Origin of the sequence: Nostoc sp. DedSLP04, assembly GCF_034530775.1 — a bacterium.
Classification (GTDB): Bacteria; Cyanobacteriota; Cyanobacteriia; order Cyanobacteriales; family Nostocaceae; genus Nostoc.
Genome location: NZ_JAVRCL010000094.1, coordinates 1 through 22,630, shown reverse-complemented (window position 1 = coordinate 22,630; position 22,630 = coordinate 1). Strand labels below are relative to the sequence as shown.

At 41.9% G+C, this 22,630-nt stretch carries 15 protein-coding genes and 2 pseudogenes; 8 read left to right on the top strand and 9 right to left on the bottom strand.

The genetic code is table 11. The features are described 5' to 3' along the window. Window positions 1-48 precede the first annotated feature (48 nt). From RMX89_RS32380 to RMX89_RS32365, 4 genes and pseudogenes are all read right to left on the bottom strand, one after another. A pseudogene (locus tag RMX89_RS32380) lies at window positions 49-492 on the bottom strand (sigma-70 family RNA polymerase sigma factor); the annotation flags it as partial. Between the two features lie 341 nt (window positions 493-833). Further along, on the bottom strand, window positions 834-2,099 hold the full coding sequence (locus RMX89_RS32375; RefSeq protein WP_322691833.1) for an AIPR family protein: 1,266 nt from the start codon (window positions 2,097-2,099) through the stop codon (window positions 834-836). 77 nt (window positions 2,100-2,176) lie between these two features. After that, window positions 2,177-6,388 carry a DEAD/DEAH box helicase gene (locus tag RMX89_RS32370; RefSeq protein ID WP_322691832.1) on the bottom strand — a complete coding sequence of 1,404 codons (4,212 nt, stop codon included), beginning with the start codon at window positions 6,386-6,388 and terminating at the stop codon, window positions 2,177-2,179. Window position 6,389: 1 nt separating this feature from the next. Then, the gene (locus RMX89_RS32365) at window positions 6,390-8,156 is read right to left on the bottom strand and encodes an SWIM zinc finger family protein (RefSeq protein WP_322691831.1); all 1,767 of its coding nucleotides are present in this window, start codon (window positions 8,154-8,156) and stop codon (window positions 6,390-6,392) included. A 158-nt stretch (window positions 8,157-8,314) separates the two neighbouring features. Here RMX89_RS32365 and RMX89_RS32360 point away from each other — a divergent pair, with 158 nt between their 5' ends. Beyond that, window positions 8,315-8,563: a GFA family protein gene (locus RMX89_RS32360; protein ID WP_322691834.1), complete on the top strand. Its 249-nt coding sequence runs from the start codon at window positions 8,315-8,317 to the stop codon at window positions 8,561-8,563. A 106-nt stretch (window positions 8,564-8,669) separates the two neighbouring features. Here the strand turns inward: RMX89_RS32360 and RMX89_RS32355 are convergent, their stop codons facing one another. After that, the gene (locus tag RMX89_RS32355) at window positions 8,670-8,918 is read right to left on the bottom strand and encodes a hypothetical protein (protein WP_322691830.1); all 249 of its coding nucleotides are present in this window, start codon (window positions 8,916-8,918) and stop codon (window positions 8,670-8,672) included. 157 nt (window positions 8,919-9,075) lie between these two features. Further along, window positions 9,076-10,044, bottom strand: a complete 969-nt coding sequence (locus RMX89_RS32350) for an RpoD/SigA family RNA polymerase sigma factor (protein WP_322691829.1) — start codon at window positions 10,042-10,044, stop codon at window positions 9,076-9,078. A gap of 370 nt (window positions 10,045-10,414) precedes the next feature. Between RMX89_RS32350 and RMX89_RS32345 the strand changes: the two genes are divergently transcribed. The 4 genes from RMX89_RS32345 (at window position 10,415) to RMX89_RS32330 (ending at window position 15,998) form a co-directional block, all read left to right on the top strand. Continuing rightward, a complete protein-coding gene (locus tag RMX89_RS32345; protein ID WP_322691828.1) occupies window positions 10,415-10,849 on the top strand; it encodes a hypothetical protein in 435 nt (144 codons plus the stop codon). A 96-nt stretch (window positions 10,850-10,945) separates the two neighbouring features. Then, a complete protein-coding gene (locus tag RMX89_RS32340; protein WP_322691827.1) occupies window positions 10,946-15,226 on the top strand; it encodes a strawberry notch-like NTP hydrolase domain-containing protein in 4,281 nt (1,426 codons plus the stop codon). A 67-nt stretch (window positions 15,227-15,293) separates the two neighbouring features. After that, the gene (locus RMX89_RS32335) at window positions 15,294-15,443 is read left to right on the top strand and encodes a hypothetical protein (RefSeq protein WP_322691826.1); all 150 of its coding nucleotides are present in this window, start codon (window positions 15,294-15,296) and stop codon (window positions 15,441-15,443) included. A gap of 105 nt (window positions 15,444-15,548) precedes the next feature. Further along, window positions 15,549-15,998 (top strand): hypothetical protein, encoded by a 450-nt coding sequence (locus tag RMX89_RS32330; protein ID WP_322691825.1) that lies wholly within the window; start codon window positions 15,549-15,551, stop codon window positions 15,996-15,998. Between the two features lie 160 nt (window positions 15,999-16,158). Here the strand turns inward: RMX89_RS32330 and RMX89_RS32325 are convergent, their stop codons facing one another. From RMX89_RS32325 to RMX89_RS32315, 3 genes are all read right to left on the bottom strand, one after another. Beyond that, window positions 16,159-18,405: an ATP-dependent RecD-like DNA helicase gene (locus tag RMX89_RS32325; protein ID WP_322691824.1), complete on the bottom strand. Its 2,247-nt coding sequence runs from the start codon at window positions 18,403-18,405 to the stop codon at window positions 16,159-16,161. 216 nt (window positions 18,406-18,621) lie between these two features. Continuing rightward, window positions 18,622-19,575 (bottom strand): ParB/RepB/Spo0J family partition protein, encoded by a 954-nt coding sequence (locus tag RMX89_RS32320; RefSeq protein ID WP_322691823.1) that lies wholly within the window; start codon window positions 19,573-19,575, stop codon window positions 18,622-18,624. Window position 19,576: 1 nt separating this feature from the next. After that, the gene (locus tag RMX89_RS32315) at window positions 19,577-20,329 is read right to left on the bottom strand and encodes an AAA family ATPase (RefSeq protein WP_322691822.1); all 753 of its coding nucleotides are present in this window, start codon (window positions 20,327-20,329) and stop codon (window positions 19,577-19,579) included. A 253-nt stretch (window positions 20,330-20,582) separates the two neighbouring features. Between RMX89_RS32315 and RMX89_RS32310 the strand changes: the two genes are divergently transcribed. The 3 genes and pseudogenes from RMX89_RS32310 to RMX89_RS32300 form a co-directional block, all read left to right on the top strand. Further along, complete coding sequence (locus tag RMX89_RS32310; RefSeq protein ID WP_322691821.1) at window positions 20,583-21,176, top strand: hypothetical protein; 594 nt, start codon at window positions 20,583-20,585, stop codon at window positions 21,174-21,176. 52 nt (window positions 21,177-21,228) lie between these two features. Continuing rightward, entirely contained in the window at window positions 21,229-21,741 is a 513-nt protein-coding gene (locus tag RMX89_RS32305; protein WP_322691820.1) for a hypothetical protein, read from the top strand. 417 nt (window positions 21,742-22,158) lie between these two features. Beyond that, window positions 22,159-22,611 (top strand): annotated as a pseudogene (locus RMX89_RS32300) (hypothetical protein); the annotation flags it as partial. Window positions 22,612-22,630: the final 19 nt, after the last annotated feature.

The window sequence follows — 22,630 nt, the reverse complement described above, 5'->3', positions numbered from 1 at the left end:
GAGTGTAACTATCTTCCCTCACTTACACCTATATTTGCAAAGGTGAGATGCTCCCGTGATTGACTGCGTAATCCACCAGTATACGTAGGTGGAAAGCTTATAGCCGCGATTGGGGTCAAATTTTTCCACACCCCTTTGTAAACCTATTGCCCCTTCTTGCAGCAAATCTAGGAATTCCAGATTGCGATTAGTATATTTTTTGGCAATCGAAACCACCAGACGCAAGTTTGCTGTCACCATTTTTTGTTTGGCTCGTTGCCCAAGCTTTTGTATTTGAGCTATTTCCAGTTCACTTTTTTCAATATCAACAGCTAATTCGACCATTGTTGGCTCCCTAGCTAGTTGTTGGGTGAGTTCATTTTTTCTTTGCTCTATTGCCATGATTTGCTGTACCTGCCTGCCATAAGCAATTTCTTGGTCTGCGGTTAGCATTGGGTAACGACCAATCTCTTGCAAATAGATACGAACCATGTCTGGACTCAGGCTGGACATATAGTAAAACTTTTTTGATATTTAGACGAATTTAAAAGTATAAATCAAATCGCTGAATTAATTTTCCTGATTTAAACAGCCAAAAATATTAACCTGAGATTGCAATAGTTGAATTCAATTTAGAACGCAATCATCCATAACGGCATTCAGTGAGCGCTTACTATAGCTCCATCCCAAAGTTCTATCTATGAGTGGTCTTGTCATTAAACTTAAGTTGTTGAGAATTAATTAGTTGGCATTATTCAAGCTATTTTGAAAATTCCTGACTTAACTGGAAAAGTCAAGTAGGGTATGGGGGGTAAAAATCTTTCCCCTATACCCCATGCCCTGTTCAGTAAAAACTATTTAGGGACAGTAGTCGCGTTGAGTTCACCCCTTTTCCCTTTTGCCCTCTTGTTTGCACCTTGTGTCACATGAGATTCTGATTCTTGCTTACTAGAATTAACCATTTTAACCAAGTGCTGATTTAGATAACTCTGCGCCGAAATATACAGACTTTCCCAAATCTCCTGGTTCCGACTGATTTTTGTACCGACTGTATTTCCGGCTGTTTTCTCCGACACCAAGTATTTGCGGAAGTAGTTATTCCACAAGTGTTGCAGGAAATCTTCAGCGAATTCGTTAAACGGCAGAATCCATTTATAGTCTTTATCCAGAAATACCCGATAAGACGCAATTATCGGTAGTGCCAGGTCAGTTGGCGCACCAAACCCGAATGAATACTTGCTGTCAGGCAACAATGTAGTTTTACGTATATCAATTGATGCTAAATCGTTGGCACCCTTTCTTCTGGGGTTGCTGATATAGTCTTGGATTATTTCGTAGAGTCTTTGCTCTATCCACAGGGCATGAGTCAAGAGAGGCAAGAGTGCAGTTAATCTTTCCCTTTCTGTGTCTGTGATGTTACTTGGAAGACTCATTCCTGCTGGGTGCTTGGTTCGTTTATTGCCGTCGGGGTTGTATTTATTTCTGTCGAGGCAGTAAAGGAGCTTGAGCAAATGGGTTACATTACACTGGGCATTTCTGGGAGCGCCGCTTTGGTTTTGGTAATAAGCGATGCGAAATTTTCTATTTTCTGCTCTCTCTAACTGGGCTAAATACTGCTTGATAAATTTGTAATCACCTCTGGCATTGACTTTGGAGCGAGAATCTACTGGCGTTGTAGTGTTGGAGGCTAGGGCTATATCTTTAGCTGATTCTTCAGTCAGCCCGATGTGAATCGTAACTTTTACTCTGGCTTCGGTTAGGTCGTATTTGTAATTTTTAGCTTGCTCAAAAGCTAAAACCGTATGCCCTCCGTTGATAATCCCATCGCTACCGCCCTCGTTTGCTTCTAAAATTTCTAGCTCCAGTTCAGTTTTGTTCTTGACAGGTTTAGCAATATTAGCTGACAGAACGATTCCACTGTGGCGAGAGAAGAATTTTGCAGGTTCGGTGGTCAGTGAATCGAACATTTGTCTGTAGGTCGCGCTTTTACGGTTTGGTTCGCGGATGTTCGGTTCTAGGGGGAGGTCTATCGGGAAGCTGTCTACATGGGCGGTGGCGATGATGCAATTGGGGTTGGCTTGAAAATAGCTATCTACCTTTAAGTTCCAAGTCTTGGGCATAGTTGATTAGAGTTGAGTTAATCTTGAACTTGTGCAATCAGGAAATCAAAAATCTAAAATTATATAAGCAGGACAGCTTATCCTTCACTAATCAACTGTAACAAGGCTTCTGTCGAAATCTTGCCACTGATATCAGCACCTTCCAAGAGGCTGTCTGCCAAATCTCGCTTTTGGTGATGCAATTGCACAATCTTTTCTTCAATAGTATCTTTTGCAACTAGACGATAAATCGTCACCGGACGTTGTTGCCCAATCCGATGGGCGCGGTCTGAAGCTTGGTCTTCTACAGCAGGATTCCACCAAGGGTCTGTATGGATGACATAATCAGCCGCAGTCAGATTAAGTCCTGTACCCCCGGCTTTGAGACTAATCAGAAAGACATCCCCTGAACCAGCTTGGAATGCATCGACCCGTTTTTTGCGCTCTGCCACTGAAGTACTGCCATCTAGATATTGATAATTAATACCTTGCTGTTCGAGGTAATCGCGGATGATGTGCAAATGGTCAACAAACTGACTAAACACTAACGCTTTATGACGATTTTCCAGCAGTTCACCCAATACTTCACCAAAAAGTTGCAACTTGGAACTAGATAATTCCGTATCAGGCATAACCAAACTCGGATTACAGCAAGCACGACGCAGTTTCATAATCTCAGCCAAAACCTGTAAATGTTTCTTTCCTGCTTCTGCATCACTTTCGGTAAGTTTAGATATGGACTGACGGCGCAACGCTTCATAGAATGCCTTTTCCTCTCGACTTAATTCCACATGAAGCAGAATTTCGGTACGAGATGGCAACTCTTCTAGTACTTGATTTTTTGTGCGCCGCGACAGAAATGGTTGAATCAGTTTTTTGAGTTTATTACGTGCAAGTTTATCCTGATATTTTTCAATGGGGGTAGCAAATCGTTGATTGAAGCTTTCAAAAGAACCCAATAACCCAGGATTAATAAAGCGGAACAAATTCCACAATTCACCCAGGTGATTTTCAATGGGAGTCCCAGTAGTCAACAACTTAAAATTAGATTTTAGGTTCATGGCTGCCTGAGAACGTTTAGTAGTCATATTTTTAATCGCCTGGGCTTCATCTAGGACAATTGTTTGCCACTGTACACCAGAAAGCATTTGCGCTACTTCTTCTTGCTGTAATAAACCATAACTGCACACCAACATATCTAATGGTTGTAAACCATCTAATAATTTTTGGCGGTTAGCACCAGAAAATTGAATAATATTCAGAGTTGGGGCAAACTTCTGCGCTTCACTCACCCAATTCATGCACACGGAAGTCGGCGCAATTATTAGGGTTGGCCCCTCATGGGCATTTCTGAGAATGACCGCCAATGCCTGCAAGGTCTTACCGAGTCCCATTTGGTCTGCTAAACAAGCGCCCACACCCCAATGTGCTAGCCGCGCCAGCCAACAGAAGCCTTCCATTTGGTAGTCACGTAGTTCTGCTTGAAGGGTAGATGGCAGTTCCGGCTGGAGGTTTTTCACCTCATGGAGACGCTCTCTATGTGTTTTCCAGTGTTTATCTGCTTTTACTTTACCTACCTCATCGACAAAATCTTCTAATCCTAATGTTGCCAAGGGGTGAAAACGAATACATGAACTATGTTTTTCCGAAAACATCCGCAATTCGTCGAGGCGTTTCCGAAAAGCTTGAGTTAAAGCCAAAAATTGACCATCACCAAGGGGAATAAAACGGCTGGGGGTTTTCTCTAATAGTTCTAGTAGTTGTTGCATATCCAGCACTAGGTCGTTATTCAATTTCAATTCCCCAGTGGCTGCAAACCAGTCTTGCTGACGTTGAATTGATAAATTAAAGTCTTTCAAGTCGGCATTGTGGCTAACACGCAGTTTTTCTCCTTGTGGCCATTCGATGACTACGTTATTTCCCAGCGTTTGCAGTTCTAGCAGCAGTTCTAAACAGTCTTCTGGATCGTCTATAATCCATTCACCATCTTGTTCTTCAATTTGAGTCAAGGTGGCGCAAGCGGCTATAGCATAGGCGGCAAGTTGCTTTTCTTCAAACAGATTTCGTCTGGTTTGGAGACGTTTACCGTCAATCTCGGCAATTACAGTTTCACCACCTGTACCAGGACGATAGTAGGGGCCACCTTGGGCAAAGGGACGCGACAAAAGGCTAATTTTCAAGCCGGCATTGGCAGGTAAAAGATGAATATGGGGTAGAGTCTGGGCGGGTACTTCTTCTGCACCTTCTAAACCGCCACCAATGTCAGAATGTACGGTAACGATGCCAGAGACGGCATTAATGGCTGCTAAAACTTGTTTCTCTGCGAAGGCAGGCACATTTAATTTATTATCTATACCAATAATCTCTGCAATGCGTCTGTGTTCGGCAGTAATTTCAATGACTTTGATGCGGGTTGGAGTTTCTTTGATGTGCAGAATATTTTGTGATTCTGGTAATTTGGGAGAAAATTCCAAAGTGAGACGGCCAAGTTTTTCTTTTTTAACCAGTAGTTCTGGTTCTCCCTTGACAATTTCTACACGGATATTAGGTGTATCTTCCCAAAAAACCAACGGGTGTCCAATTAAAGCAGAGATAGCTTTTTCACCGAAGGTATAATCAACTTTGCCGTAATAGCCATCACTATATGCCTCAATACAACTACATACCCGCATATCTTGGGGGGTGATGTAATCAAACTCAGATAATGCACTGCTTAGACGCTTGAGGGCTATGGGGCGACCTTTACTCCATTCTCCTTTGGCATTAACTTTTTGTTCCTTTGGTTGTAAGACACATCTGCTGGGATAGAAGGTTATGAACCATGCTAAACGCAGTTCAGATTCTGGTTTTAGGGATGTTTGTGGTCTTGAGTGAAGATTTGCCAGGGCATTGAGGCACATTTCCCAAGCCTCTTGGGGTCGAATTAAGTCTACGATGGTTTGGACATTGCTATCTTCTCGCAGTACCTCTGCTTCTTTTTGATAGTTACTACTTGGTTTGAGTCGGGATAGGAGTTCTGCGGTTTCCATTGCCAGCCAGTGATAACCGGAGGCGAGCGATCGCCGATACAATGGTTCTAGTAAATTAGGTAAGCGTTTTTTAGCACTCTGGGCATCCATCCAGTAAAGGCATAGCGAACAAAACAATGTTTGTAAGCTATTTTCTTCTTCCACGGAAGAAATATGACCACTGACTACAAATTGTTTTTGGGTAATATCACCAAGGTGAACTTGTAGTACCATGTTCAGTCTGCCATAAGTGAATTTGAGCCAATGATCCCCTTGACGGGACATCAAACTGGTATACTCTTCTGCTTCTTTGAGGCGTTGCACTGAACCATCTTTTAAAAGTGCGAGGATAAAAAATAAGCCCCCAATTGTATTGAAATATATTTGCCGTTTGCCTGTAGCCTTTTTGATCGCTTTCAGGGCATCTGTATAATATTTTATCGCTTGTTCATTTTCACCCCGCAGAAAACTTAACCAACCCCAAAAAACGCCGGCGTTATTTTGATAGTCATTTGATACACGCTCCAGACTTTCTTGTGCTTCTTGGGTACAACCCTGTAACAACAGTTGTTCTGTCAAAATCAGATGTAGATAATCTGAGCAATGTTTTTCACTGTCAGAGCATTCTTCTTCTAGCAGCATCAACGCATCTTCCGAAGCGGATAATTTTAAGGCTGAATTGAAGAGGATACTGGATATACCACTTTCATATAATCCAAGTGGAAGGGTCTTAAACCAATCTGCATCAAATGGATTATTGTATATCTGCTCAAAGATATTTTCTATTATTATTTTTTCTTCACTATCACTGTACTTCTGGTAATCTTCAATTTGCTGATTAATAAAACTAAGGTCTTGGCGATAAATACCAATGCGAATTTCTCTGATACACTGGCGTAAGCTGTAGAATATCCGAGAATCTCTGTTCCAGTGAGTACGTATTGGTAGCTTCTCCTCTACTGCTGTCACCAGGATTTCAAACTGTCCGGTTTGTACAGCATGGCGAGTAGCAATTTCTGTAAGTAACGGATGACATTCAGCACCTTGCCTGTTTTCCTGTATTAACAAGCCTGCTTTTAACAATTTATCAATTTGGTGACTGAGGGTTTTAGTAACCCAAGGTTTATTGTTTTCATCTAAAGCGTTAATTTTACTAAGACAACTTACAAATGAATTTTTGTCTATCGGTGCATAAATTACCGAAAATAACTGAATAATTTTTTGTATGGAAGAATGTAACTCGAAATATTTCCTTGCGAGTAGTGCTTGTTGTATTGTGGAATTAGGCTCAAAAATAGTCATATTATTTATTCAGTTCTTTAAATAATTCCATTAATTTACGTTTGCGTCCATGAGCCGCTTCTAGTTGTGAGCGATAAGCAGACCATTCAGCTTTTTGTCCAAGGTGAAGATACGCAGCTTTTACTTTTTTGAGCCAATTAACCGCAGCGTCATAACGGTCAGCTTTTCCTTGTTCCATAATTGGTTCTGCCCGGATGCGAGCGTTATCAATTACCCAATCTGGACGATGGGAAACTGCTGCATCCATGACTCGATGAACCAGTTCTGAATCATAGTAAGTATCTCTTTCTACTGTTTTAATTGCATCATCAATTAATCCTTCATGGAGGAAAATATCGACTTGAGCTTCTTTTATTCCCCAATCTGGCTGATCTCGTAGTGTTTGCAGTAAATCTTGTTTGAGCGTCAACCAAGTTTCTCCTGCATAGTCTTGAATTTTACCATAGTATCGAAACGATGGTCTGATTTTAAAAGCAATGATGCTGGCAGTTAACGCAGTGGCATTATCTTCTAATCCTTGGGCTAAATCACTTGTCCAAGTAGCAAATTCATATAAACAGTTACCTGTTAAATTGATACCAGCAAGGCATATTTCCAATGCTTCAACCAAATACCCATCTTCCCGCAATATTTTTGCCAGGGCAAAACCCTCTTCTGCTTTTTCCATCAGGATTTTAGCCGCAGACATGGCTTCTTCTACTCTTCCCAAAGCTGCTAATTGCGTTAGGTATTGCAGAGTCATTTCTTCTGCTAAAGCTAGATTTAAATACTCTGTGTAACGATTTTGACGTTCAAGAATTTGCAAGCGAATTAATGCTAAATCATCAGCAAAGCTTGGTCGTTCATTTTCCCAAAGTTCTGCGGTATCATCTCCTTGCATAATTTGTTGCAGTGGTTCATAATCCCAACCTTGACGCAATGCTTCTAAACTCATACTAAAGTCTGCACTAATTTCGTCTTGCCAGGATTCCAACATCAACTGCAAATCTACTATTTCTCCTGTAGACATTTCTGCACACAAAATTGCTTCTGTCCACGCGCTATCAAGAGGTTCTGCGATGGAATAACTGTCTCCACCGTAATCTAGTAACTCGTCCCATTCTTGGGCATAAGTTTCGGTAATAGTTTCGAGAATTGCAATCGCATTATTGCCATCTCCATTTTCTGCCAACTCCCGCGCTTTCTCAATTACAGCCAGTAAATCATCTGTAAATGGGTCTTCTTCTGAACCATACTCTAATTCTTTCAATCCATCCCGCAAAATTCGCAAGACATGAGAGCGGAAAGGTGATGTATCAATTTTGCTTTGACGGGTAGAAGACTGTTTGGTTTTTGGTTTTGGCAAGTCTATCAAACTTACAAACTCATCAATATCATCAATTAGTTCTGGTCGATTATCCACCAGTTCTTGTAATAATCGCTGAGTTTGAAGAAAATCTAGGCGATTTAATAATTGTTCTAGCGTTGGACGTTCTTCAATCCTATCTGATTGACGCGAACAGCTTAATAAGGTGGCAACGATATGTTTGCACCAACCATCATAATCATAAGGACAGGTACAACTTGCTGAGGTAATTCCACCTGCATCAAAACGAATACTGACTTGATATGGTGTAATTTCGCCACCTTCTACCTCTGCTTGAATCAGATTACCTCGTTTTTTGAGATCGGCGATTGCACCCCTGCGGTAATATTCTTCACCACGACTGTAGGATGAAGCGTTGGAGTTATGACGGATTATTGCTTCAGAAATTTCTGGAATCGACATAGCACCCAAGTCTTTTATTTTTAGCTTACGCTTAAACTGCCTTTATTTCTCCTTGAGCCGATATCCCACTTAAATCCAATATCCATGAATGAAATTGATTCAAGTCGGAAAACTGGACAAGGGATAAAAGTGATGTTAGCTTCTCTGGTGAAGAAAATATTGGGCTTTATCAATCGTCACAGTGGGCAGAACGTGGATTCTGTAAGCAGTGTGGTAGCCATCTCTTTTATAGATTAAAACAAAATAACCAGTATTTCATGCCTGTTGGACTATTCGATAGTTCTGAAGGTCTTGTTTTCGATCATCAGGTATTCATTGATGAAAAGCCCAAATATTACTGTTTTGCCAATGAAACTAATAACCTGACAGGGGCCGAGGTCTTTGCACAGTTTGCACCTCCTGAATGATTCCTAAACATTAGAGTTACTTTTTACCAGTTTGAGTTAGGTTGGGCGAATGAGCGCACTGCTTCACTCACTTTCGTGCGCTCCCTCTTGACCTTGAGACAACAAATCATCCAGCTATGTCTTTACCACTCAAGTAATTCATAGCTCTGGGTTTTCTCTTCTTGAGAGGGACTACTGATTTCTTGGGTGCTTGTGGCGGACGACATCTTTCACAATATAGAGGTCGCACACCAAAAGTTTCTCGTTGTGTGGGTTGTTCACATTGCTTACACACAAAGTTAAAAACGCGAGTGTGAATTTCCCGCTTGTGCGCTCTAACGGTGTACTCTCGGACTTCAATAGTTTTGCTGGACATTGATTAGTTTTTTAAGTTGCTATTTATAAATATAGTTTCTTGTTTTTGACTAATAGTATAGCCAGAGCATCATCTTCATAATTAAAACAAGGATAATTGCTCTGGGGAAATATTACCTTTACGTCCGTGATGATAGTAGAGGTGGAAATCATTCTAATTAATTAAGATACTCCTTAATATCACTTTTTTGACGGCGAAGAATAGAGAGTGCTTTATGTTCAAGCTGGCGAATTCTTTCTCGGCTTAAGTTAAGGCGTTCTCCAATTTGAGTTAGGCTCAGTTGATGGTCATTTTCTAGCCCGAAACGTAGAGTTAGTACTTCTCGTTGTATTGGAGCTAAGGATGCTAGCAACTCTTTAATATTCTGCCGCATCAGTGAAGAATTTAATTCTTCCAAAGGGGAAATCTTTTCGTCAGCTAAAAGTTCGCTTAATTCTGTTTCTTGTTCATTCCCAACACGCATTTCTAGCGAAACTAACCTTCGGTCTGCTTGAATATATTCTCGAACCTGCTCTGGTTTAACCTTTAATTCTTCAGCAATTTCTACTACAGTTGGTTTTCGACCCAACGACTGGGATAATTCGCGTTGTATTTTCTTGATTTTATTCAGTTTTTCGTTGATATGAATCGGCAAACGAATAGTTCGTGATTGTTCTGCGATGGCACGTGTGATTGATTGAGTAACCCACCAATAAGCATAAGTTGAAAGTTTGTAGCCCTTGTTTGGATCAAACTTTTCAACGCCACGGTATAAACCGAGTGTACCTTCTTGGATCAGATCAAGAAATTCTAAGTTTCGGTTCTGGTACTTTTTAGCGATCGCCACCACCAGCCGTAGGTTAGCAGTCACCATTTTCTGCTTTGCTCGTTCCCCTTGATGAAGAATTAACTCCACTTCAGCTTCGCTTTGCCCAAGTGAGGTAGCTAATTCTCTTGCAGTTGGTTCTCGGTTTAGTTGAAGTGCGTAGGCGTAGCCCGTCGTAGACATCGCTTGCCGTTGCTGCTCAATCGCCATCATCTGCTGTACAAGCCTAGCATTTGTAATTTCTTGCTCAGGAGTTAGCAGAGGGTAGCGTCCGATTTCTTTGAGGTAGGAGCGCACTAAGTCGGTAGTTGGACTGGGCATACTTTCAATTAATTGTAGCGACTACTTTTCTTTTTCGTTTGAATAGAATGTCTTATCTCAAGAATTAGCTAACAAATCAAATCTTAACCATAGACTTCACCAAATATTTATCTTTGTCAAAAAATTTTATAAATATAATACTTGAAATCTTCAAATAGGTAAATACTAAAGTTTGGTTTTTATTATAAATAAACTTTAAAATGACGGAGAACTTTGCTGGAGTTAAATCAAAGATAAGCTACGCTCAATTTAGAGTGAAGTCCTCTCTTGAAGAGAGGATATGTTCAAATTCGCTTCACATTTGGACAAGGCTTAAGAACGCTTTGCGTAAATCAATTGAAAAATACAATTACTTAGTTGAGGAATAATCATGGATATGCAATCTCTACTCACCTTGGCAATCGTAGCTATCTTTTGGGCATTTGTTAGTCTCGTTATGTTCCAGTTCATTAACGGACTATTTGTATCGGCTGCTTACACTAATAATGTGGTTTCGGTTAGCAATCTAAATATAGCCACTTCTACAATCCCATCAGTATCAGAAGTAATCACAACACAAGCTCGTACTTTTGAAAAATTGCCAGATCCTTGGACGTTAGAGGATGAAATTGTTCATCGTACCAGTAACGAAGCAGTTATTATCTCATTCCCTATATTAAGATTACTGCCTCCAGTTAAAGAAATTTCATCACAACCAAAACGTACTACTCGTTCAAACAAAGCTAACAATCCTGCCAACAAGTCGCCAAAAACTAAAAAGACTGATGTAAATTCTTCAAGCAAGCGCAAGCTCGTTGAAGAATAAATGTTTGAAAGTTTAAAAGTTCAAATGAGGCAAGTAATTGCCTCATTTATTAATAAGAGAAAGGCTTCGCCATAGCAAAAGTGAAAAAATAATATTGTGAGTGATGCAATGGTACAGCAACTTTTCACTCAAGGTTCTTTATTCGATTTGCAAACAGTAATCGATTATGGGCAGTCAGTTATTAATGTTGCCCAAGAGCTTGCAAAAGTTTTAACAGATAATCGCCCTCTCTCTACAAAAACTGTTTCTTCCCAGATGAATCGTTACTTTCTAGGCACTGCTGCGTCCGGTGTGTGGCAGTGGAAAGACGCTTACGAAGCTATTGAAGTGGCGCAAATATTATATCTGCGTCATCTGGGAATTAAGATTTTATCACAACAACCTCAAGTGGTTGTGCAACAATTAGAAGAATTAACAGCCCTCTGCCCGACGCATACTCGCCGTAGTGAAGAATCAGTACAGCTTCAGCAATTCTCCACCCCTCTGCCGCTTACTTATCTGGTAGCCAAAGCAGGATTTATACAAGCTACTGATTTGGTGCTGGAGCCAAGTGCCGGAACTGGCCTATTGGCACAAATGGCTAAATTGCACAGTGCAAGTCTGATGCTCAACGAGCTTGCACCCGATAGAAGTAAGATTCTGCGTCGGCTGTTCCCTGGCACACCATTATTCTCAGTAAACGCGGAACAAATTAACGACTATCTGGCAGGGCAAACTCAGCCCTCAGTTGTGCTGATGAATCCACCTTTCTCTGCATCTCCCAAAATCAACAGTCGCAACCCCGACGCAACTCCTCGCCACATCAACTCGGCATTGCAAAGACTGGTTGATGGTGGACGACTAATAACAGTTACAGCCAATTGGTTCTCTCCCAATAATCCTACTTGGCGAGAGACTTTTGTTAAGTGGCACTCGAAAGCACGAGTTCTACTGTCTGTTGGAGTTAACGGCAAGGTGTACTCAAAACATGGTACACAGATTGACACTCGGATTACAGTGATCGACAAAGTTCCGGCTGACTCCAGCGAAATACCTTGCATTACTGAAACTTTAAATCTGCCTGAAATACTGGCACTGATTCAGCAATTGCCACAGCGATCTTCGTGGGAACGCTCAGATATCAAAGCTACTGTGGCGAAGGCAATTGTTGTTCAATTGCCAAAACGCTCTGTGGTAGCTCAAGCAGAAACACTTTCTTCAATTCCAGATGTGGTTATTCTGGAATACGAAGTCGTCGAATGGTCTGCTACAGAAGGACTCAAAGATACTTTATATGAAACCTATCGCCCACAGCGAATCAGAATTAAAGATGCTTTACCTCATCCCTCACTGCTTTGTGAGAGTGCAGCCCTAGCACTTGTCTCGCCACCACCACCCACTTACAAACCGCATCTTCCTAGCAAGATTATCACACAAGGCAATTTGTCAGAGGCACAGCTTGAGAGCGTTATTTACGCAGGTCAGGCGCACTGTGAATTTCTGTCTGGGTCTTATATTGTGGATGATTCATGGGATAATGTGACTGTAGCGGCAACTGGCGAAGAAAATGCCGTAAAATTTCGTCTAGGCTGGTTCTTAGGCGATGGGACGGGTGCTGGTAAGGGTAGACAATGTGCAGGAATCATCCTCGACAATTGGTGTCAGGGGCGAAGAAAAGCAATCTGGGTATCCAAAAGTTCTGCCTTAATTGAAGATGCCCGTAGAGACTGGTGTGCGCTCGGAGGTAGTGAGAAAGATATCATTGACCTGGGTAACATCAAACTTGGCGATCCCATCCCTTTCACCCAAGGCATTCTGTTCTGCACCTACTCAACTCTGCGCTCTCAAAAGAACGGTAAAAGTCGGCTCAAGCAAATCGTTGAATGGGCAGGTAAGGACTTTGACGGAGCGATCGCATTTGATGAGTGTCACGCGATGGGTAACGCAATGGCGCAAGAGGGCAAACTCGGTATGGTTGCAGCATCCCAGCAAGGTATTGTTGGGCTGAGGTTGCAAAACGCATTACCGCAGGCACGGGTTATCTACGTTTCTGCTACTGGAGCGACGAAGGTTTCTAACCTATCTTATGCAAATCGTCTGGGGCTTTGGCAGACTGGGGATTTCCCGTTTACCTCCCGTGAGGATTTTGTGGAATCCATTGAGGGCGGTGGTATCGCCGCGATGGAAGTGGTAGCCAGGGATCTCAAGGCTTTGGGGCTGTATCTGGCGCGGAGCCTTTCATTCGAGGGAATTGAGTATCAAACTCTCTACATTGATTTAACGCCGACGCAGGAACGGAATTATAACAGCTATTCTGATGCTTTTGGTGTTATTCACCATAATTTAGATAAAGCCCTGGAAGCTTGTAATATCTCTGGTGACAAGACTTACAACCGTGCTGCAAAGATGAGCGCGGTGTCGCAGTTTGAGTCGCATAAGCAAAGATTCTTCAATCATCTGCTGACCGGGATGAAATGCCCTACCCTGATCAAAGCGATTGAGCAGGATTTAGCCCAAGGTCTTGCAATTGTCATTCAAATAGTTTCGACTAATGAAGAACTTTTGAAACGACGACTTGATGAAGTTCCGGCTTCCGAATGGAAGGATCTCAATCTTGACTTGACCCCACGAGAATATGTCATGGACTACTTGATGAGTGCTTTCCCTGTTCATCTGCATTCTATTCATTCAAGTGCTGATGGAGAAGAAAGATCCGAGCCGGTCTTTGACGCTGATGGCTCTCCAGTTATTTCACAAGAAGCTGTAGCTTTGAGAGATGCCTTAGTCGATAAGTTAGCATGTCTTGATCCAATCCCTGGTGCATTAGAACAATTGCTGTGGCATTTTGGTCACAAGCAAGTGGCTGAAGTTACAGGTCGTAGCAAACGGGTGTTAAAAGATGAATCTGGACGTTTGTTTGTGGATTCACGCGGTGGTGGCGCGAATATTGCTGAGACTGCTGCGTTTATGCAGGGTGACAAACAAATTCTCATCTTCAGTGACGCTGGTGGCACAGGCAGAAGTTATCATGCCGATCTAAATGCTGCGAATCGTCGGCGGCGATCGCATTATTTGTTGGAAGCTGGATGGAGGGCAGACAATGCAATTCAAGGGCTTGGGCGATCGCATCGCACAAACCAAGCATCAGCACCCGTGTTCAGACCTGTAACCACTAACGTCATCGGTGAACGCCGCTTTATCTCAACCATTGCCCGAAGGCTGGATAGCTTGGGCGCTCTTACTCGTGGTCAACGGCAAACAGGTGGCAATGGGATATTTGAAGCTAAGGATAATCTGGAGTCAAATTATGCAGAACACGCCCTGTATGAGTTATTCAGGCAAATATACCAAGGTCGATTTTATGAAGTGCCTTTAGGAAAGTTCGAGCAAATGACTGGACTTAGCTTAACCTCTCACGAAGGCGGGATGAAAATCGACTTGCCTCCCTTGCGGCAATTCCTCAATCGCCTGTTGGCTTTACGCATCGATATGCAAAACATCATTTTCGAGCGTTTTGAGTTATTGCTAAGTCAGCAGATTGAAGCAGCGATCGCAGCAGGGGTCTACGAGATGGGTGTAGAGACACTCCGGGCTGAGAAATTCACCATCGAAGGCCAAGAACCAGTATATACTCACCCTGGTACTGGTAGTATAACGAATTACCTCAAGGTAGAGCGACTCCAGAAAAACAACATCAAAACTGCTGACGAGATGATTGAGCTTGTCAGTATGCACCAGGGAAAACTCATGATAAATGAGAAGTCTAGAAATGCGGCAGTGGCAATCCCAACTCACAGCACGTTCGACTCTGATGGTGGCGTTATTTCGAGGATGTTGCTCATTCGCCCACAGAAAGAAACCCGTGTGCCAGTCAAAGATTTTGAATCGTCCACTTGGCGGCAGGTTTCGGCTGATACCTTTGTTGCGGCATGGTCTACTGAAGTAGACACACTGCCCAAGTTCACCACCGATTACCTGCATTTAGTGACTGGTATTTTATTGCCTATCTGGAAAATACTACCACAGCAGAATAGTCGAGTATTCCGACTACAAACCAGCGATGGACAAAAGATTCTCGGTCGTGTGGTCAATGCTAATGATATTCAAACCGTGCGCGAACAACTTGGACTCAGGAACCAGCTGCTTTCTCCAGAAGAACTTGTGAAGCTGGTACTCAACGAGAGATATACACAGCAGTTGCCGGGTGGTGTAACCTTGCGACGTTCTTTCATTGCTAATGAACCTCGCATAGAACTAGTTAATGCTGTCTCACTGGCAGAGCGACTTTTAGCTGTGGGTTGCTTCACCGAGATCATCAACTGGCAAAAACGGGTATTCATTCCGGTTTCAGGCAAAGCGCCAGCTATTCTAGCGGCTGTGATTGAAATCTTGGGATAATTCCCAACCTTAAAGACCCAGACATTTAATCTGGGTCTTTTCTACTCTCAAAAAATTAATAATAGCCTTGGCAAGCGCTCCGCGAGAGATTGATGAAATTCTTGTGGACAAAGCAATTATGGATAAAAAAGACTTCACACCTACCCAGGCTGTTAAGTTGTACATCGGCAACTATCGGTTTGATGCCATTAGGATTGTTAAAACGAAAGAGTACTAGATGTCTCACTATTTTTAGTTAGGAGTAAGTGTTAATTCTTCACGCTTGTTATAGTTAACCTTATGTTACAAAACCAAATGTAGTTAATCAAGCTTTCATCGTAGCATGGTCAACAATAGCGTTAATAAAAATCTAGATAAAACAATTAAAAAGCGGCATCGCTTTTTTCTCAATCCTTATAGTGATTGTGCGTTCACTAAATGCCCCAAATGTGATAGTAAAACTAAGTTACGCAAGTTCCCTTTGGTAATCCACATTGAACCTAAACAGCTATTTTTACTAAACAAACAGTGTAAATATTGCCCAAGCTGCGATTTAATTATTGCTAAAAAACAGGAAATTGAACTATTGATGGCTGCTACTTTTGTCCAAACAAATCCTCAAATTGTAGGCAATAACTATGTAGTTATGGGAACAGTTGATAAAAAAGATTGGAAGCAAGGCGACAAAAATTTGCTTTCCCCATCGGAAATGATTGGACGCGTATACGTCTTCAAAGATGTTTGGAATTTTGAAGTCATTCCGGCAGGTTGGTATCCTAACGAAGAAAAATAATTCCAAAAAATTCTAAGTTTTTTATCATCATTAGTAAAGTTCAAAAAATGAAAAAAATGCAAACCATGTCCGAACTGAGGCTGGACATACAAACTTTTCGGCTTTTTTTTACCTGGGGATTTAAAAGTATAAATCAAATAATTCAATAAAATTTTTTATTTTAACAATTCAGTCCTGCCTGAAGTAACCTCTGCTGTAAACGTGTGTAGCGCTTTTGGTCATCGGTAGAGCGCACCGCTAGAGATATCGCTTTTTTCGCTCCAACCACGATCGCTAACTTCTTAGCACGGGTTAGCCCGGTGTAAAACAGGTTCCGGGTCAACATCATATAGTGCTGCATATAGATTGGCAGAATCACCACTGGATATTCTGACCCCTGGCTTTTATGAATAGTCACGCACCACGCTAGCGCAATTTCATTCAAGTCTGCGTAATCGTAAACCACAGTCCGCTCACCATACTGCACTGTAACTTCCTGCTCTACAGTATCAATGGTGAGGATAATTCCTAAGTCGCCGTTGAAGACTTCGCGGTTGTAGTCGTTGGTCAACTGGATAATGCGATCGCCCTCGCGTAACAAATTCCCACCTCTATTAATCTCCACCTTGTTAGGGCTGGGTGGGTTGATCAATTGCTGCAATACTGTGTTCAGGTTACGAGTCCCGATTACTCCCCGTGTCATCGGGCAAAGCACTTGGACATCAGTAGCCGGATTAAAACCTAAGCGGGGAATGAAATCAGCGATCAATTCACAGATTGCTTGTACTCCATGTTCAGGCTGATGACCGCCGCCGTGCCAAAGACAATCAGACACAGGATTATCTCTTATTGGCTCTATTGTCGGATAAATTCCTCTATTAATTTGGTGGGCAGCAGTGATAATTGCACTTGTTTGGGCTTGGCGAAATACCTGGGTTAAACGCACCACCGGAACTCGCCCCGAATTGATCAAGTCAGCTAGTATTTGACCTGGCCCTACAGATGGTAACTGGTCAATGTCACCCACTAACAACAATAGAGCGCCAGCCAATACTGCTTTAACCAAGGAGTAAGCCAGAAATAAATCAAGCATCGAAGCTTCATCAGCGATAATTGCCGTGTGGGGTAAAGGATTTTCGCTATCGCGCTTGAAACCCCTTGAGCGCGGGTCAAATTCCAACAGGCGATGTATAGTTTTTGCTTCAAGTCCAGTCATTTCACCTAAGCGTTGAGCAGCCCGTCCAGTTGGTGCAGCAAGAGCAATAGATTTACCCATTGCTTTCCACAGGCTAACAATGGTGTGGGTAGTAAAGGTCTTTCCAACCCCAGGGCCACCAGTGAGGATCATGATCTTGGAGTAGGCTGCTGTTTCTACAGCTCGGCGTTGCTGTTCTGAAAGCTGAATTTTCCGGCTAACAGTAAAGCGGTCAATCCAATCACGCACGCGCTCAATGTCAGTATCAACAGGCTTTTCTAAGCGTTGGCGTATCAGTTGAGCTAAATTCTGTTCCGTATGGAAGTAAGTTGGCTTGTAGCAAAGTAGTGTTTTCTCTTCATCCCGCTCTCTAATCAGGTCATCTGCGAGAGCCATATCTTTAATAATCATCGCAACCGCTTCTTCTGTGGGCTGATGAGATTCGGTTGTCAGCAGTTTGATTACCGACTCAATCAGTTCGCTTTGTGGCAGGTAACAGTGACCATCTTCGGCAGCAACACTTAGACAATGGATAATCCCCGCACGGTAACGAAATTCTGAGTCAGGCGCAATTCCAATATTTCTTGCAATCTTGTCAGCAGTCAGAAAGCCAATACCGTAGATGTCGGCTGCTAACTGGTACGGATTTTTGGTAACAGTGGCGATCGCCTCATCCTTATATTGCTTGTAAATTTTGACTGCGTATGTTGTTGAAACACCGTGCCCTTGCAAAAATACCATTACTTCTTTTATGGCTTTCTGTGTCTCCCAGGCATTTTTAATTAACTTAATCCGCTTTTTGGCAATACCTTGAACTTCAATGAGCCGGTCAATTTGGTTTTCGATAATGTCCAGGGTTTCTAAACCAAAGTGGGCAACAATGCGTCTTGCTGTGACTGGGCCAACACCTTTGATCAGTCCACTGCCCAAATATTTCTCAATTCCGGTGAGAGTGGCTGGTTTAGTTTCTTTATAATTAACTACCTGGAACTGTGGCCCAAATTGTAGATGATCACGCCAGAAACCAGTTAGCTGTAAAGTTTGACCTGGCTGAATATTAGCAAAGCTGCCGACAATTGTTGTCAGTTCGTTGATACGGGGACGGGTCAGCCTTGCCACAGTGTAACCCGATTCAGCAGAGTAAAAAGTTAGGCGTTCTACGACTCCGGTGATTGTTTCGTGTTGAGGAAAGGCGCTTACTTGTTGAGGGGAAAGATTAGAGGGAGTGGACATTGTTTATGATCAGATGCCGCACATTATTACAATACTGGAATTCAGTTCAATCTTAGTACATAAATACTATACTCTTTTGAGATTACAATAATAGTAGATGATAAAGTCGAAGATGCTGCTTCGCTTCACCATACGATGACTACGAGCGCAAGCTATGCAAGCTACGCCTCAAAGGTTGGTGAGGAGAGTGAAATATGTTGTAAAAAACCATAGATTTTACTCTAACAAAGCTTCAATTTGCCCTAACAACTTCTCTAAAACTTTTGCTTTATTAGGATCTTCCCAGATTTTAGTTTGCTTAACTCGCTGATAGGCTGACTTCATCCGATTAGGAAGGATATTCGGCTGAGAAGACTTAGGAGGTTGAACTGATTGAATGTAACTTTTGATATCTCTAACTGAAAGATTTTCTTCAATAGTTTTCACTAGAAGTTGATGTCGCTGATCTTTGTCTTTCAATTGAGCGATGATACGAGCTTTGGTATATTCTAGTTGTCCTTGGCGCAAAGTTTCTAGAACATCTTTAGGTAAATTTAGTAAAGGTAGGCGATGACTACGAAAACTGTCTGGAGTCAACCTACCTATTACTGAAAATATCTTTTCTACCATTTCCCATTGGTTACGAACAACGTTGTTCGTAGTTTCTGTTTTTTGCTTTTGGAGGTTAGCAATATGATTGAGTAAGGAAATAACTTCTCCTTGAGAGCATTCCAAGCGGATAGATAGCAGTTGCAAAATAGCTTCAGTTTCCTCAACCGGATTTAAATCTTCTCGTTGCAAATTTTCGAGGAGGGCGACTTGGAAAGCATCTTGGTCATTGAGATGGCGGATAATAACCGGAACTTGCTCCATTCCAAGAGTTTGAGCAGCACGGTAGCGACGTTCACCAGCGATCAATTCATAATTACCGGATTCTAACGGTCGGACAAGCAGTGGCTGCAAGATGCCATGTTCACGGATAGAAGCAACTAGGCTTTCCATTCCTTGAATTGAAAAATAACGCCGAGGCTGATGAGCCGCTAGGTGAATTTGAGTTATTAATAAAGATTGTTCAATAGATTCGTTTTCCGAAAGTTGAGGATTCTTGGTAACTCCTACTAAGTCCAGGAATTGTTTGGTTTTATTCGGAAATTCCATTTCATCTGCCATTGACAAGCGCCGCTTCGCCATATTACTCCTGTTCTGCCATTTCTCTGGCGATTTCTTGATAAGGTTCAATCAATTTTCTTTCTGTGGTATACCGATGAATTGGTTGACGCGCCAAGTTAGACTCTGGAAACTGAACAGACTTAGGAACTGGTTCAAAAATTTTGACCCCAGGGAGTTTAGTTTTAAGAGTTTTGAGAGCATCTTGGGTCGTGAGTGTACGGTCTGCCATTGTAGGCAAGACTCCTAAAATTTGCAAATTGGGGTGAGTGTCTTCATCACGAAGACTTTCGATAGTTTCCAATAATTGTCGTAAGCCTTCCAAAGCAAAGAACTGACATTGAACGGGGATCAAGACTGCATCTGCTGCCATTAGTGCATTTAGAGTCAACATCCCTAAGCTAGGTGGACAATCAATGAGGATATGAGCAAATTCTTGCCGTAAAGGATTCAATTTCTTTCTCAGGATTCGGCTATTATCTGCCGAGGTCAAAATTTGCTTTTCTCCAGATGCTAGAGATATGTCAGCCGGAATCAGCTTGATTCCGTACTCGGTGTCAATAATAGTTTCAGATGCTCTCTGTTTACGATCTGTAAGTACTTCATAAGCAGTCTTCTGCCCTGGCTGAATCTTGATTCCTAGACCCGTAGTTAAATTACCTTGGGGATCAAAGTCAACTACAAGGCAGGAGGAACTTTCTGCCAGCAATCCACTTAGTGCGATAGTAGAGGTTGTCTTGGCTACTCCTCCCTTTTGATTAGTAACTGCGATAATCATATTTTCTTAGTAGTATGCGATTTTTGATGAAAAAACATATATTAGTTACAGAATGAACTGATTCTATGACAATTTAAGTAGACCGCAAAGATTTTCACAAGTTTTACACCAAAGTAATGAAAAACTAATGCTCCAAATTGCTTGTTACCTAAAAAGCTAACTATACTTTCATTCTGGCGATGAGAAGCGATTTAGTGAAATAAATTGGCGCTTAAAATAAACTTATTTCCCAAAGTCCACATAAAAAGTTCTGATGAAATCAAAAGAGCGATCGCCCAAGCTACCCAAACAACAGCCAAAACCCAACGAACAAAGGACAAAGCTTGACCTTGTAGCTTATAAATCAGTAGAGAAACAGCAGCCAACCTCTCAGCCTGACATTACTCCAAGTGATGAGCCGCCGTCAGTTGAGCAGCCAACTAAAGCGGAGGTGATACTTCCTTTAACATCAAAGACGAACGCTGCTGAAAAACCGCTACATTTAGAGAAAAGTAAACCTGAACGTGCCTCTACTGACAATAAAAATTTTAAATTACCGCAACAGTCCAAGCAGCAGGGCCAATTGACAAAGAGCGATGATGAAGAAGAGTTACCGGCAGAATGCTGTCAACATATCCAGTTTTTGGATTGTAACTCCTCAGTGGGGCGTGTCATATTCGAGTGCTATCACTGTCAACAGGGAATAATTAGCGAATATACTGGAGAGCCTGTGATGGGAGAATACAAGGGTCGTCCTTCGCTTGTTCAGTTGAAAATCCAATGTCCTAATTGTGAGCAGACGGCGATCAGATTAACAACAGGTCAGGTGCTTTCGACAACAGCGATACCTTCGCCTTGGCAGCAATGATGGCATACTTCCAAGATCAAGAGTGATTGGTGAAAGATATCCACAATTGATAATGCAAATGAGATTTTTACCCTCAATAATAACTGCACTAACGGCACTGACACTAACTAGTTGCAGTACTATTACTGCTGAACAGTATGAAGCAACAGCACTCACCAGTTACACCTGGCAAGTTAAATATGCCAATAACCTAACTAGTGAACCACGACCCCGCATTGAAACCTTTGCTACTACTTCGATGCTAAATCGGAATGGAGTAAAACCGCTAGGAGCAGTGGTCGGCCCAGATGACCGAGGCTTATGGTGGCCTACTTTACCGCCGCGACCAAATGTTGATGAAGTTGAACAACGTAAAAGACCTCAAGAAGAGGTAGGTAAACCTGAATTGATCAAAGATATAAAGTACAAACTGACCTATGGGGTGGGTAATACTCAGAACACGCTACCTACTAATTATGATGTTTATCGGCAAGTAGTAAAAGCTTATCCCCAAAAAATTCCTTTGGAATTAACTTTGGGTGTGAATGATAATTCAGTAGAGAAAGCTGAACCTGTAAGCAAGTAGTAACCCACTCGTTACATAGTTAGCAAGAAGTTAAAGATCAAAACTGAATTGCTTTTTAACAAAAAATTGACATTAAAGTATAAATCAAAGAGTCAACGATGATCTAATTTAATTTCTGCTGCGTTGATAAAAAAGATTTCAAAAATTCCTTCTGGGGGCTACATGGGGGCTATATATACCCCAACAATAGCTCAGGACTTTAGTGACATTTTGACCCCCATATAGGGTCTATATAGGTGCTAAATGGGGTACAGTTGACTGCTAACATTTTGTACCCCATTTAGCCCCCAAGGGGTTATGATAAGCTCTTGAGATTAGAAAAAAAAGAAGTAGTTATTTTATTCTTCTCTCCCCTACTCCCTAAAATTACCTGAACAGATAATTTTCACTTTCTCAAAGTGTATTACCTTTGTCTTTATGTCAAACATTCACACGTTGCAAAAAATTTTTCCTGCGGGTTTCGATAACGGTTACGGAAGTCTAAAACTTTTAGTCGATGGTTTTGAAGTGGTTCGTGTGCCGAGCTATATTTCAACAGCCGAGATGGAAGATGTACCAGGACGAGTAGTTTTTAACGGTACTGCTTACACAGTCGGAGAATCAGCTTACCGGACAGGAAATTATTTTGACCGAAACACCGATAATAATGAAAACAAAGTTAACAACGCATTATTGACTTTATTGGGTGCATTGGCACATCTGCCACACCGTAAGGCTTGGCACTTAAAATTAGTCGTCAGCTTACATGATGTCGGTCTGGCTAAAGAATTGCAAAAAGTACTCAATGGAGAATATAAGCCTTTACTTGCTGGCAAACAATCAGACGTGAAAGTAATTAAACTCAACGAAGTTGTCACCAACCCCGTTGGTCTTCAAAACCGTGCATGAG